The sequence below is a fragment of the Candidatus Sericytochromatia bacterium genome, from assembly GCA_035285325.1.
Taxonomy (GTDB): Bacteria; Cyanobacteriota; Sericytochromatia; order S15B-MN24; family JAQBPE01; genus JAYKJB01.
This window is the reverse complement of the sequence record JAYKJB010000078.1, coordinates 21731-34050: the sequence shown is the minus strand read 5'-3', so window position 1 is coordinate 34050 and position 12320 is coordinate 21731. Positions and strand designations below refer to the sequence as shown.

Genomic DNA, 12320 nt, shown 5'->3' with positions numbered 1-12320 from the left:
GGAAGTCCCCACGGCCAGCCCCGCCCGGGTGGTCGAGACGGCGATCGTCGATGCCGTGCCCGTCGAGTGGCGGGCTGACCTGGTCGTGACCCTCGGGGAACCGGTCGCGCGGATCGTCGTGCTGGAGCTGCAGTTGCGCCGGGATGAGGGCAAGCGCTGGGCCTGGCCGGTCTATGTCTCCGTCATCCAGGCCCGCCACCAGGTACCCACGAATCTCGTCGTTCTCGCCCCGGATCCGAACGTGGCCGCCTGGGCCCGGAATCCTCTTCCGATGGGCGATATGGGGAGCATCACTCCCTTCGTGGTCGGCCCGAGCGAACTGCCGCCTATCGCCGTTCCTGAGGCTGCTGCGGCGAACCCACCCCTTGCCGTCCTGGCCGCCGCCGCCCACTGCCGAGAGCCGGCCGATATACCGGCTCTGGCCCTTGCCCTGGAGGCCCTCCAGGCGTTGCCCGCCCCCTCGGTCCTGCGCTACACTAAAGCCCTGGAGGCCGCCCTTGCGCGTGCGTTCCAGGCCCTGCCGGAGGTCCAGATGACCCTTCGTCCCTTCTTCAAGTATCCGACCGTGGAGGCCTACCTCGACGCCGTCCGAGCAGAAAGTCGCGCCGAAGGCCGCTCCGAAGGGCAAGCCGAGGCCCGCCAGCAAGAAGCGCTCCGCTTCGTTCTCCGCATGCTAGGCCGTCGCATTGGTCTGCCCGGCGCCGAGGGGCAGGCCCAGCTGGAAGGGCTGACCACCGAACAGCTGGAAGACCTGGGCGAGGCGCTGCTCGATTTCAGGCAGCCGGAAGACCTGACGGCCTGGTTGAAGGCGCTGCCCAAGACACGCAAGGGTCGGCGCAGGCAGGGCTGAGTTCTCTGCCTTGCCGGCGCTCTGGCCGGAAAGTCGTCGCTGGCCTGCGCGCACCAAAAAGGGCCCCCGCCTGGTGGCAGGGGCCCTGTAATTGGCGCAGCGCTTACTTCGCCGCCGCCGTGGGCTTGGCCTCGTCGAGGGCGAACTGCCAGGCGTGACGCTTGGGCATCTTGCGCCCTTCGCGGACGTAGCGCACGGCCATCTCGGCCATGGCGTTCACGACCCACTCGAAGTTCTCGGGGCGGATCGAGTGGTAGTCCATGTCCGGCGCGGGGTTCATGAAGTCGATGGCGTAGGGCACGCCGTCCTTGCAGGCGAATTCGACCGAGTTCATGTCGTAGCCCAGCGCGTGGCAGATGGTGCGCGCGTCCTTGATCACGCGGGCCACCAGCGGATCGCTGGGGTCAGGCGTGCCGGGGACGTAGCGCTCGTGGAAATAGGCGCGCGGGTTGTAGCGAATGGGCAACACGTTGTCCTTGCCGATGCACAGGCAGCGGAAGTAGTCGTCGAAGTCGATGCAGGTCTGCGCGATCATGACCAGGTTGCCGGTTTCTTCATACGCCTTGAAGAATTCCTGCACGTTGTTGACCTTGTAGACGTTGCGCCAGCCGCCGCCGTCGTAGGGCTTCAGGATCATCGGGAAGCCGATGTAGTCGAAGACTTCCTTCCAGTCCACCAGGGCCTGGTTGCGGTAGGACATCTCGGTGGTGCGCGGGAAGCGACGCTTGGCCGGCAGCACGGTGGTGCGAGGATGGGCCACGCCCAGTTGCGAGACCAACCCGCCATCGAAGAACTTGTCGTCGGCCATCCACCAGAACGGGTCGTTGACCACGTAAGTGCCGGTCAGAACCGCGTTCTTGAGGAAGGGCTTGTAGGTCAGGATTTCGTGGGAGATGCGGTCGACGATCAGGTCGTAGCCAGAGGGTTCACCCATCTTGGGCGCCCCGAGACGCACGAACTCACCGACAATTTCCCCGCCGCCCAGTTCGTTGACCTTGTTCACGAAGGCGTGGGGGAAGCTGTCCTCAAAGCCGCAGAGGATCCCGATTTTCTTTGCTGCCATGGTTACCTGCTCATCTCCATCGAAGGTCGCCCGGCGTCAGCGCCGGACGGGTGTCGTATGCGTTTCAGGCGCCGGTCGCGGCAGGGGCTTCAATTCCCGCCGTGGTCTCGGCCACCACCCAATCGACGACGGCCTTGAGGTCGTTCGTCTCCCTGTAAATTTCCAGTTGCCGGTCCGCGCTGGTGCCGCGCTTGAGAATGGTGCGAACGTGCTCCACCTCTTTCCGGCTGCCCAGTTCGTCCACCACGTCATCCACGAAGGCCAGCAGTTCCTCGATCAGGTCCGGGGTGGGCTTCTCCGCCTTCATCCCGAAGTCGATCAGCTTGCCGTGGATGCCATAGCGATACGCGCGCCACTTGTTCTCTTCGATCAAGGCGCTGGAATAGACCCGGAAGCCCAGGTCCTGACTGCGCAGCACGTAAAGCTTCGCCACCAACGCCTGAATCAACGCCACGATCGCGATGGTGTCATCGATCGAAGTGGGCAGGTCACAAATCCGGAACTCGATCGTGTTGAAGAACGAATGCGGACGCAGATCCCACCAGATGCGCTTACCATCGTCGATGCAGCCGGTTTTGATCAGGGTGTCGACGTAGCTTTCGAACTCTCCCCAACTGCGGAAGGTTTCCGGAATGCCCGTGCGCGGAAACCGCTTGAAGACGATGCAACGAACGGACTTGAGGCCCGTCTGACGCCCCAGCCAGAAAGGACTGCTGGTGGAGAGGGCCAGAATGTGAGGTAGGAAGTAGCGGGCCTCGTTGAAGATCTCGATGGCCAGGTCTCGATCCGGGATCCCGATGTGGCAATGCAAGCCGAAGACCAGGTTGCCGCGCGCGACATCCTGGAGGTCTTCCACGATATTGTGGTACCGCTCCCGATCCGTGATGGCCTGGTCACGCCAGTCGCTGAATGGATGGGAACTGGCTGCAGCAATGCGCATGCCGCCTTTCCGTGCCGCGTCGGCAACCGCTTTACGCAGGCGCGCCACGTCCGCCCGAGCTTCCTGGACGTTCTTGCAGATGCCCGTGCCCACCTCGATGACGGACTGGTGCATTTCCGGTTTGAGCGCATCGCCCAGGGTGGCACCGGCCTCTTCGAGTAGCGCCGAGATGTGACTCTTCAACTCACGGGTGTCCGGATCGACGATCTGGTACTCTTCCTCGACCCCGATGGTGAACTGTTCCAGGTTCCTGGGCATGGCGCGTCCTTTACTTCTCGGAAACGACGAAGGTGGGCACAATGCCGCCCCCCGCCGTGACGTTACACAGGGCGGTGGTCGACAACCGGGTGAGGAAGCCGTGGGCCTCCCCGAAGAACATGTAAGGATCGATGTCGATGGTCTGAGGCTCCCAGACCAAGCCCTGCTCCCCCCAAACGGGGAACGGCACCTGGGGCGCGTCCACCTTCCATTGCACCACATACGGGGTTTGCTGCGCTTCCTGGATGGCTTTGGCCCACTCCTCCGCGGAACTGGTCCAGCCGATGTAGATGCCCTTGCCGCCGTACTCATCATTGGGCTTCAAAACAAGGTTCTGCTGGTTCTCGACGATCCACGGCAGCAGGTCAATCGTCTGACCGGTGAAGGTCTGGGTCGAACCGGCCTGCACCAACCGCGTCCAGGGCACCGCACTCTGAACGGCCTCCCGCTCCTCTGGGCTGAAACACGCCATGACGCGTTCGTCGGTCACAACGGCAAAAATGGATTTCTTGTGCAGCAGCTTGGAACGGAAGGGGTTGACGACGCAGGCCGCGCCCAGACGGTAGGCGTCCCAGAAGGCTTGCAACTGGTCAAAGCGTTCCAGGAATTCGTTGGTCAGCAGACGACGGTAAACCAGGTCGATCTCGTAACCGTCTTTGGTCCGCAGGCGTCCGTCCTGGAAGACCAGATCGCGCGGGTCCGCCACCTCGCAGATGTGCCCCTGAGCGCGGAAGTAGTCTCGGCAAAGATAGAATTCTTCCAGCGTCGGGACATCGAGGTAGTCGATGATCGCGATCTGAGGCTTCTCTCTCCGGTCGGTGTGGCCGTTCTGCCGCCAGTGCGCGTACACCTTCAAGAGCATGTCCAGCAATGGCACCCGCACGTCGAAACTTTCGACCTGGTACTTCTCCTGGAATCGCTGCATGACGGGTTCTTCCAGCCAGAGGTTGGCCAGTACGGTGGTGAAGGCCGGACCGGCGGGGCACTCGGCGTTCAATTCGACGTAACCGTAGTGCTTGTCGCTGATAAAGGAATCGTAGCGACAGGTGGGCGTCAGCCACGGGTACCCAGGATCGGGCCCGATCAGGGTCTCTTCCTCAGGCGTGAGGCGAAGCAGGTCGCGGATCGCCGGGTCAGTCTGAATCACCTCGGCGGCCTTCGCCATGGCCTGGTTCACGAGCTTGGAGACGTGCTGAACGTGCTGCCACTGCGCGGCGCTGATGAACTGGGGCCGCAGGTAGGGGCAGCTGGAGCGACCGCCAAAGGTGATCTTCCCGGCAATCACGCGCTGCTGGAAGGCCTGGTAATCGGCCGCCGAGAGGCCCGCCTCGCGAAGCAGCTGATCGTAATGATCGATGGCATTCTGAACCACCGATGCGTGGCGGATGGCTTGGGTCATGCGGGCGGACATCCTCGGCTGGTTCGGAAGCGATGCCTGAACACCACGCCAGCTGCGTGTGGACCTCAGGAACGTCCCGTGTGGGGCACAGTGACACCATTTTAGCAAGTCGACGCAAAAGCAGCCAGCGCGTGGCCGGTCCCTGAGTCGCGGGAATCGACCTTGGTCTGGAGAGACCGTCAAGCCGCCGGCGGGCGTGCGTCGAGTCACCGACGTGCCTCAACCCAAGAACAGCTAATTAACTTGAGGGAACGAGTCAACCAGCTCGTCCCTTGCCTCCGTGGTTGGAGTTGGAGTCCCGCCGTGAAGCGAATCCTGTTTATGCCTGTATTGACGGCCTTGCTGGCGTTCGGTCTGATGGTCCGCCCCGCCGAGGCCATCACCTGGCCGCCCGTGCCGGTAGACAAAGCGGCCCATTTCGGTCTGAGCTACGTCATCACGGACCAGCTGATCCGGGCGGGCCGCCCTGTGCCCGAGGCGGTCCTGATCACGATCGCCTTGGGTGGGATCAAGGAGGTGCTGGACAGTCAGTTCGACCCTCTCGATCTGGCCGCAGATGTCTCCGGGAGCTTCGCGGGGGCCTTTCTGCGGTTCCGTTTGCCGTGATCCGCGACCAGGTCGCCAAAAAATTTTGATTGTCTTTAGCAACCTCTAACCTTAATCTGTCTATAACATTGAAACGGAGTGCCCGGGGAATGATGGTAAAGCAGGGCCACCCGGTCGGGGGAAGGTGAATGGGCGAACACGTCCTGGTTCTCGAGAGCGAGTCGGTCGTGCGTGCGACGGTGGCCAAGATTTTGACCAGCGCCGGGTTTCATGTGCACACGGCGGCTTCGGCCTGTGATGCCGCCGAGCTGGCCAAAGAGCTTCCGGCCCTGGCCGTGCTGGTCTCCGATGGCCGCCTGGCCCAGGGCGACGGCCCCGGCTACCTCGGGGAACTGCGCCGCCGTCACCCGGGGCTGAAGACCCTGCTGGTGGCGGGCCAGAGCCCGCTGCAGAGCGATCGCCCGGTCCTCTGCCCCCCGGACGACATGGCCCGCCTGCACGCCAACGGCCCGGTCGTCTCGGTCGCCCGCCCCTTCGAAGTGTACGGGCTGGCCGCCAGGATTGCCGAGATGACGGCCGAGGTCGTCCGCAAGCGCTCGCGCGGCGCCCTGATGGACCGCCTGCGCCAGGATGTCGTCACCATGGTCGATTCGCTGGCCGAGGCCCTGGAAGCGCGGGATCCGTACACCCACGGGCACTCGTTGCGCGTGGCCGAGTATGCCCTGGCAATCGCCTCGGACTGCGGCTTCTCTGCCCGCGACCTGCAGATTCTGGAGCACGGCGCGGCCCTGCACGACATCGGCAAGATCGCGGTGCGTCAGGAAATCCTGCACAAGCCGGGACGCCTCAGTGACGAGGAATTCGAACACATCAAGATCCACCCCTCGGTCGGCCGTGAGATCCTGGAGCCCGTCGATGACTTCAATGCCATGCTGGACGTGGTCTACTCGCACCACGAGCGCGTGGACGGGCGCGGCTACCCCGAAGGCCTGAAAGGCGATCGCATCCCCGTGCTGGCTCAGATCACGGCTGTGGCCGACACCTACGACGCGATGACCAGCGACCGCTCCTACCGTCCCGGCATGCCGCCCGAGCGCGCCATCCGGGTGATGCGGGAGGTCAGCGGCAGCCAGCTCAACGGGGAGTTCGTCGAGCGGCTGGCCCGCCACGTGCTGACGCCACCGGCGGCCGCCACCGCCTGACGGGCAGCCAGGAAAGTAACTCGTCTCCTCGGGCGCGGTTGGGCTACACCAGCCGCGCCACCACCGACTCACCCGTGTCCCGCCGCCGCGCCACGGCGATCGTCGTGAGCACGCGCGGCCCGTCGAGGATCTGGAAGTGGGCCTCATCCCGCTGGGAATCCAGCCGGATGGTGGCGCCCTCGCCCAATGGCAGGCGCGGGAAGATGCCGACCAGTTCGAGCCGCAGGGCAGAGATGCGGCGGGCGTTGGCCAGGCGATCCAGCCAGAGATAGACCTGCGGCGTGGGCATTTCCCCCGCCGGCACCAGGCGCCGTACGGCCAGCACGCCGCGGGCGGCAGCCAGGCCCTGGCGCAAGGTCACATTTGTGGGCAGGTCGGCATCCTCCAGACGCTTGGCCAGTTCCGCCCGCGTGCGGGACTTGGGTGGGGCGATCGCCAGCGCCGCAGCCGCGGCGCGCGGCGGGCCCGCGGATGGCGAGACCACCGCCGTCGAGGCGGCCGCGACTCGCATCTCGGTCGATTCCTGGTGCGCGAACGGAACCAGCGCCAGGTCGCCCCTGCGGGTTTTCAGGCCGGGGCCGAGGAAGGCGCACATGCGATTTCAAGGGCCTGCCGGACCCGGTTGAAGGGCTCGACCGGGTCGAGGCCACAGTCAGCCACCAGCACCAGCGTGTCGACCAGCGACTCGATCGCCCCTGACTCCGGCTTGTACGCGCGGAACTTGAGGGGGCTGCCCGTCTCGCCGGCCTGCAGCAGCCATTCCGTCTCGGACAAGACCTGGCAGAGGGCCGCTTCGCGCAGCGGGGGCAGGCGCGTCTCGGCCAGCGAGACCACCGGCGCGCAGGCCGTCAGGTGTAGGAGCTGATCGTCGTCCACGAACAGCCAGTTGGGGCGCGGATCGATGCGGGCCGTCAGGTGCTTGAAAAGCACTTCCTGGCGCATGTGGCGATCCAGCGACTTGCCGTAAAGCACCTCCTGCAGGCGCGTCGGCTGAACCGGGTCGGTGTAGCGAAAATCGAGCGGCAGGCCATTTTCATCGACGACCATGAGGCCTCCGGCGTACGCGCCGGAGGCCCAGGCCATGGTTTTGAAATAGGCCAGTCGCAGATCGCCCATCAGAACCCGAGCGTCTTGGCAATCACCACGCGCTGCACCTGGCTGGTTCCCTCGCCGATCTCACACAGCTTGGCGTCACGCATCATGCGCTCCACCGGATAATCCCGGGTGTAACCGTAGCCGCCGTGAATCTGGATCGCATCCAGACACACCTGGGTGGCGATCTCGGAGGCGTACAGCTTGGCCTGGCAGGCCTCGAGCTTGAAGGGCTCGTGGGCATCCCGCAAACGGGCTGCGTTGTACACCAGGTGGCGCGCTGCCGCAATCTTGGTGCTCATGTCGGCCAGCATGAACTGGACCGCCTGGAATTTGCCGATCGGCTGGCCGAACTGGCTGCGGTCCTTGGCGTAGCGCACCGCCTCGCGGTAGGCCCCTTCCGCAATGCCCAGCGCCAGCGCGCCGATCGAGATACGACCGGAGTCCAGGGTGATCATGGCTTGCTTGAAGCCGGTCCCCTCCTCGCCGGAGCGATTGCTGACCGGCACCTTGACGTTGTCAAAGGCCAGCGAGCAGGTCGGCGAGCCGCGCATGCCCATCTTCTTCTCGTGCTTGCTGATCGAGAAGCCTTCCCAGCCGGGCTCGATCAGGAAGGCGGAGATGCCGCGGTTACCCTGGCTCTTGTCAGTCATGGCCATGATCGTGAACACGCCGGCATAGGGGCTGTTGGTGATGAAGTTCTTCGAACCGTTCAGCAAGTAGTGATCACCGTTCAGCACCGCGGTGGTTTTCTGACCAGCCGCATCCGACCCGGCACCCGGCTCCGTCAGGCCCCAGGCACCCAGGTACTTGCCGCTCGCCAGCGAGGGCAGGTATTTCTGCTTCTGTTCCTCGGTGCCGAAGTAAACGATCGGGCCGCACCCCAGCGAATTGTGGGCAGCGTAGGAGAGGCCGGTGGAGCCGCAGGCCGCACCCAATTCCTCCACCACCAGGGCGTATTCCATGTAACCCGCCCCACCACCGCCATACTCTGAAGGCACCGTGATGCCGAGCAAACCCAGATCGGCCAGCTTGTCAAAGATCTCCTTGCCGAAGCGTTCCTGTTCATCCAGCTCAGGGGCGAGCGGGTAGACCTCCTTTGCGGCGAACTCGCGCACCATCGCTTGGAGCGAGAGCTGGTCCTCCGTCAGGTGAAAGGGATTGGAACGAACCGAGTTCGCGAGCGTGGCCACGGTGACCTCCATCTATCGGGTGCAGGATCGGCGCTGATCCCGTCAGGGCGCGGTTGTGCGACTGTCTCATTTTAGCCGATCGAACGCCCGGGCGTCCATGCCGCGGTCGGCGGAGGCCCCGTGGTACCATGCCGTCGTGGCGACATCCGTGCCCCGCGCCTCAAGCACCAGGCGCCATCGGGTTGGCCGGATTGGCCGGTTCCCCGTCCGGGTTGCGCAGGCAGGCCTCCCAGCGAGACAGGAAAAACGGCGTGTTGAACCTCGGAAATCTGACCATCGATTGGGTCTCAGCCGGCCGATTCATGCTCGACGGCGGGGCGATGTTCGGTCCGGTGCCCCGGCCGCTCTGGGAGAAGAAGACCACCCCGGACGCGCGCAACCGCATCTGGCTCGGCACCCATTGCCTGCTGGTCACCGGCCCCTTTGGCCGGGCCCTGCTGGATACGGGTCTCGGCAATAAACTCCCCCCCAAGCAGCAGGAGATTTACGCGGCCGAACCAGCCGACACCCTGCTGACCAGCCTGGCTCAGCGAGGCCTGACGCCGGCCGACATCGACCACGTGATCCTGAGCCACTGCGATTTCGACCATCTCGGCGGCGCCACCTGGCGCGACGACGACGGCACGCTGCGGCCCACCTTTCCGCGCGCGACGGTGCACATCCACCAGTTGGAGTGGGAAGACTTGACCCAACCCTTCGACCGGGCCAAGGGCACCTACCTGCGCGAGAACTGGGAACCGCTGCAGCAGGCCGGTGTGGTGCGCCTGGTCGAGGGGGATGGCGAGGTGCTGCCGGGCATCCATGTGCACCACTCAGGCGGCCACACGCGTGGGCACATCGTGATCCGGCTGGAGGGCAGCGACGGGCAGGCGGTGTACATGGGCGACCTGATGCCCACTCGCCACCACCTTCATCCGCTTTGGGTGATGGCCTACGACAACTTTCCGCTGACCTCCATCGAGCAGCGGACCCACTGGCTCAAGAAAATTTCGGCAGGTGGCTGGCACCTGCTGTTCTATCACGACACCGAATGGGGCGCCTGCCGCCTGTCCGAGAACGGGCAGGCCTTGGACCCCGTGGTGTTGACGCAAGAAGGAGCAATCGCGTGAAACGAGCGATCATCGAAACCGAAAAAGGCACCATCGAACTGGAACTGTTCGCAGCCGACGCCCCGAACACGGTGGCGAACTTCGAACAGCTGGCCAAGACTGGCGTCTACAACGGCACCACCTTCCATCGGGTGATCCCCAACTTCATGATTCAGGGCGGTGATCCGCTCTCCAAGGAACTCCCCAAGGGACACCCGCAGGTCGGTACGGGCGGGCCTGGCTACAAGATCAAGTGCGAGACGGCCGGCAACCCTCACAAACACCTGAAAGGCACGCTCTCGATGGCCCACGCCGGTCGGGACACGGGCGGCAGCCAGTTCTTCATCACCCACACCGAGACCCCCTGGCTGGACGGGATGCACACCGTCTTCGGGCGAGTCACCGCCGGCCAGGACGTGGTGGATGCGATCGAAGCCGGCGACGCCATGCTGGCGGTGCTGGTCGAAGAGGTCGCCTCTACGGTGTCCTGACCCCGCCCCCCGGGCAGCTGCGACGGAAGATCGCCGCAGCTGCCCCCACCGACCCAGGAGGGTTCGAAGGTGCTCGACTTTGCCATTGCGACCGCCCGCGCGGCGGGCCAGGTGTTGCGAGAGGGGCTCAACAGCCCTCGCGAGATCCGCTACAAGGGCGCGATCGACCTGGTCACCGAGATGGACTTGGCGGCCGAACGGATCATTCTGGACGCGATCCGGGCCCGCTTCCCCGACCATGCCATTTTGTCGGAAGAAGCAGGCGCCAGCGAAGGGGCCACCCGAGGCGGCTACCGCTGGGTGGTCGATCCGCTCGACGGCACCACCAATTACGCGCACGGCCTGCCGCTGTTCTGCGTGTCGATCGGACTCGAACGCGATGGCGTGCCCGTGCTGGGCGTCATCTACGCTCCCGTGCTGGATGAATTGTACGCCGCGGAGTTGGGCTGCGGCGCAACCCTGAACGGGAAGCCGATTCACGTCTCGCAGACCAACGACCTGAACCGCTCTCTACTGGTGACCGGCTTCCCTTACGACGTACAGGTGAAGTCGAGCAACCTTCAGCACTTCGGCTCGTTCATACACGCCGTGCAAGCGGTCCGACGCCTGGGGTCGGCAGCGATCGACCTGGCCTGGGTGGCAGCCGGGCGCTTCGATGGCTTCTGGGAACCCCGGCTGGCGCCCTGGGACCTCTGCGCAGGCAGCGTGATCGTCTCGGAGGCGGGGGGACGCGTTTCAGCCTACGACGGTGGGCCCTTCAGCATCTACGGCAAGGAGGTGCTGGCCTCGAATGGCCTGGTACACGAAGCCATGATCGGGGTCTTGCAAGGACAGCCGGCGGCCAACGGAACGCCGGCCGCCGGCGGGACCCCATGACGACACCGCCGGATCCCCGGCCGAAGCCCCGCTCTCCGTTCGGGCCAGCGCTGGACGAACCCGAGTTGCGAGGTTGGCATCGGCGCTTTCGCCAGTTGCCCCTGACGGAGCAACTGACGCTGTTTGCCCGTACCAACTGGAACCTGCTCGACCCAGCCGTCGAACACCTCTGGATGCACTGGCTGGCCGACTGCCTGCGGCAAGACGACCCTGAAATTCAGGGCAAGACGATCCAGGCGCTGAGCCGCCTGCCTCATTCACGTCGCGCCCGCCACGTGTCGCTTTACAGCGAATTGCTGCCCGAACTGGACGCGGACCTGGCCGCCCGTCTGGCAGATGCGTTCGGCCCCGTGCTGGGCGGCGCGCCGCGACGTCGACAGGCTCCCAAGGCGGTCGCCCCGACCGAGCGCGCGGCCGATGCCGGCGATCTCGATCGCCTGCAGGCCTTCTTTGCGCGGACCGGCCGCGCCCGCTGAGCGGAAGGATGGCTTCCATGACAGAACCGAACATGCCATTCCCCTCGCGCCCTGCTGAGGACACGGGGGCCGCTCCGCGGAAGGCCCGCAGAGCGGGGCGACAGACCAGGACGGGTGACTCAAGCAACATCGACCGACAGCTGGCCGCCATCATCACCTTGGGCGTCACGCTTTGGTGCTCGCCCTGGCTCGCGGCCCCGGCTCGGGCCGACGTCGAGTTCTGGAACTGGACGGAGTGGCGAGTGCCCCTGACCTCGCGGGCGCCCTGGACGGGGCAACCCGTTCACTGGCGTACCTTCAGCGATGTCCGTCTCGGGCTGCGCTACCCGGGATTGGGCTGGAATTTTTTCCGGGCTGGCCCGCTCTGGACGCTGGCGCCGTGGCTGGTGGTGGGAACCCAGGCCACCGTCATCAGCGTGCAGGCAACGCCGGGCAACTACTTACAGGAGTATCGCCTGGAGTTGGAGCCCACCTTCCTGTGGCGCACGGGGCCCTGGCAGTTCAGTGACCGCAACCGACTCGAACATCGGATGCGCTGGGGGGGAAGCGGACAGACCGCGCATCTGCGTTATCGCAACCAGCTGCGGGTCGCCTATGCGCCGGACGGGGCCAGCTGGATCCCCTTCGCCTGGAATGAGCCCCTGTTTGAATTCAACGGCGAAGGGTTGGCCCAGAATCGCGCCGAGGTCGGCATCGGCTATCGCTTCAATGCCGATGCTCGCCTGGATCTGGGCGTGATGTGGCGCGCGCGTTCACAGGCCAACGCCTGGGAACACGACGGCATCCTGAACGCCTACCTGTACCTGGCCCCGCAGCTTCGGCCCCTGTTCGACCCGTCCTGAGCGA

14 protein-coding genes are annotated in these 12320 nt (G+C 65.2%); 8 read left to right on the top strand and 6 right to left on the bottom strand.

Going from position 1 to position 12320, the window contains the following annotated elements; genetic code table 11:
• Positions 1 to 850 (top strand): DUF4351 domain-containing protein (locus VKP62_10635; GenBank protein ID MEB3197647.1); only part of this gene is annotated, 850 nt, incomplete at its 5' end.
• A gap of 103 nt (positions 851 to 953) precedes the next feature.
• On the opposite strand, the gene VKP62_10630 is transcribed toward VKP62_10635, so the two are convergent.
• The 3 genes from VKP62_10630 to VKP62_10620 all read right to left on the bottom strand — a co-directional run bounded on the left by VKP62_10630 (position 954) and on the right by VKP62_10620 (position 4510).
• Positions 954 to 1913 (bottom strand): hypothetical protein, encoded by a 960-nt coding sequence (locus VKP62_10630; protein ID MEB3197646.1) that lies wholly within the window; start codon positions 1911 to 1913, stop codon positions 954 to 956.
• Positions 1914 to 1977: 64 nt separating this feature from the next.
• The gene (locus VKP62_10625) at positions 1978 to 3111 is read right to left on the bottom strand and encodes a carboxylate-amine ligase (protein MEB3197645.1); all 1134 of its coding nucleotides are present in this window, start codon (positions 3109 to 3111) and stop codon (positions 1978 to 1980) included.
• Positions 3112 to 3121: 10 nt separating this feature from the next.
• A complete protein-coding gene (locus tag VKP62_10620) occupies positions 3122 to 4510 on the bottom strand; it encodes a hypothetical protein (protein ID MEB3197644.1) in 1389 nt (462 codons plus the stop codon).
• A 303-nt stretch (positions 4511 to 4813) separates the two neighbouring features.
• Between VKP62_10620 and VKP62_10615 the strand changes: the two genes are divergently transcribed.
• Together VKP62_10615 and VKP62_10610 are read left to right on the top strand one after the other, a co-directional pair.
• A complete protein-coding gene (locus tag VKP62_10615) occupies positions 4814 to 5116 on the top strand; it encodes a hypothetical protein (protein MEB3197643.1) in 303 nt (100 codons plus the stop codon).
• A 128-nt stretch (positions 5117 to 5244) separates the two neighbouring features.
• Entirely contained in the window at positions 5245 to 6258 is a 1014-nt protein-coding gene (locus VKP62_10610) for an HD domain-containing phosphohydrolase (GenBank protein ID MEB3197642.1), read from the top strand.
• Between the two features lie 43 nt (positions 6259 to 6301).
• Here VKP62_10610 and VKP62_10605 read toward each other — a convergent pair whose 3' ends face one another.
• The 3 genes from VKP62_10605 to VKP62_10595 are packed head-to-tail and all read right to left on the bottom strand — an operon-like array spanning position 6302 to position 8501.
• On the bottom strand, positions 6302 to 6853 hold the full coding sequence (locus VKP62_10605; protein ID MEB3197641.1) for a hypothetical protein: 552 nt from the start codon (positions 6851 to 6853) through the stop codon (positions 6302 to 6304).
• Complete coding sequence (locus VKP62_10600) at positions 6826 to 7374, bottom strand: hypothetical protein (protein MEB3197640.1); 549 nt, start codon at positions 7372 to 7374, stop codon at positions 6826 to 6828. Before VKP62_10600 ends, VKP62_10605 begins: the two co-directional genes overlap by 28 nt.
• Positions 7374 to 8501 (bottom strand): acyl-CoA dehydrogenase, encoded by a 1128-nt coding sequence (locus VKP62_10595; GenBank protein ID MEB3197639.1) that lies wholly within the window; start codon positions 8499 to 8501, stop codon positions 7374 to 7376. The genes VKP62_10600 and VKP62_10595 overlap by 1 nt, the downstream gene beginning before the upstream one ends.
• Positions 8502 to 8794: 293 nt before the next feature.
• Between VKP62_10595 and VKP62_10590 the strand changes: the two genes are divergently transcribed.
• From VKP62_10590 to VKP62_10570, 5 genes are all read left to right on the top strand, one after another.
• Positions 8795 to 9652, top strand: a complete 858-nt coding sequence (locus VKP62_10590) for an MBL fold metallo-hydrolase (protein ID MEB3197638.1) — start codon at positions 8795 to 8797, stop codon at positions 9650 to 9652.
• Positions 9649 to 10122 carry a peptidylprolyl isomerase gene (locus VKP62_10585; GenBank protein ID MEB3197637.1) on the top strand — a complete coding sequence of 158 codons (474 nt, stop codon included), beginning with the start codon at positions 9649 to 9651 and terminating at the stop codon, positions 10120 to 10122. Before VKP62_10590 ends, VKP62_10585 begins: the two co-directional genes overlap by 4 nt.
• A gap of 69 nt (positions 10123 to 10191) precedes the next feature.
• Positions 10192 to 10998 carry an inositol monophosphatase family protein gene (locus VKP62_10580; GenBank protein MEB3197636.1) on the top strand — a complete coding sequence of 269 codons (807 nt, stop codon included), beginning with the start codon at positions 10192 to 10194 and terminating at the stop codon, positions 10996 to 10998.
• Entirely contained in the window at positions 10995 to 11474 is a 480-nt protein-coding gene (locus VKP62_10575) for a hypothetical protein (protein ID MEB3197635.1), read from the top strand. Before VKP62_10580 ends, VKP62_10575 begins: the two co-directional genes overlap by 4 nt.
• Positions 11475 to 11491: 17 nt before the next feature.
• Positions 11492 to 12316 carry a DUF2490 domain-containing protein gene (locus tag VKP62_10570; protein MEB3197634.1) on the top strand — a complete coding sequence of 275 codons (825 nt, stop codon included), beginning with the start codon at positions 11492 to 11494 and terminating at the stop codon, positions 12314 to 12316.
• Positions 12317 to 12320 lie beyond the last annotated feature (4 nt).

What these genes read in the sequence shown, in the direction of transcription:
- VKP62_10600 (MEB3197640.1), bottom strand. Translation starts at nt 7,374, where the DNA reads ATGGGCGATCTGCGACTGGCCTATTTCAAAACCATGGCCTGGGCCTCC.
- VKP62_10620 (MEB3197644.1), bottom strand. Translation starts at nt 4,510, where the DNA reads ATGACCCAAGCCATCCGCCACGCATCGGTGGTTCAGAATGCCATCGAT.
- VKP62_10630 (MEB3197646.1), bottom strand. Translation starts at nt 1,913, where the DNA reads ATGGCAGCAAAGAAAATCGGGATCCTCTGCGGCTTTGAGGACAGCTTC.
- VKP62_10570 (MEB3197634.1), top strand. Translation starts at nt 11,492, where the DNA reads ATGACAGAACCGAACATGCCATTCCCCTCGCGCCCTGCTGAGGACACG.
- VKP62_10605 (MEB3197641.1), bottom strand. Translation starts at nt 6,853, where the DNA reads ATGTGCGCCTTCCTCGGCCCCGGCCTGAAAACCCGCAGGGGCGACCTG.
- VKP62_10575 (MEB3197635.1), top strand. Translation starts at nt 10,995, where the DNA reads ATGACGACACCGCCGGATCCCCGGCCGAAGCCCCGCTCTCCGTTCGGG.
- VKP62_10610 (MEB3197642.1), top strand. Translation starts at nt 5,245, where the DNA reads ATGGGCGAACACGTCCTGGTTCTCGAGAGCGAGTCGGTCGTGCGTGCG.
- VKP62_10625 (MEB3197645.1), bottom strand. Translation starts at nt 3,111, where the DNA reads ATGCCCAGGAACCTGGAACAGTTCACCATCGGGGTCGAGGAAGAGTAC.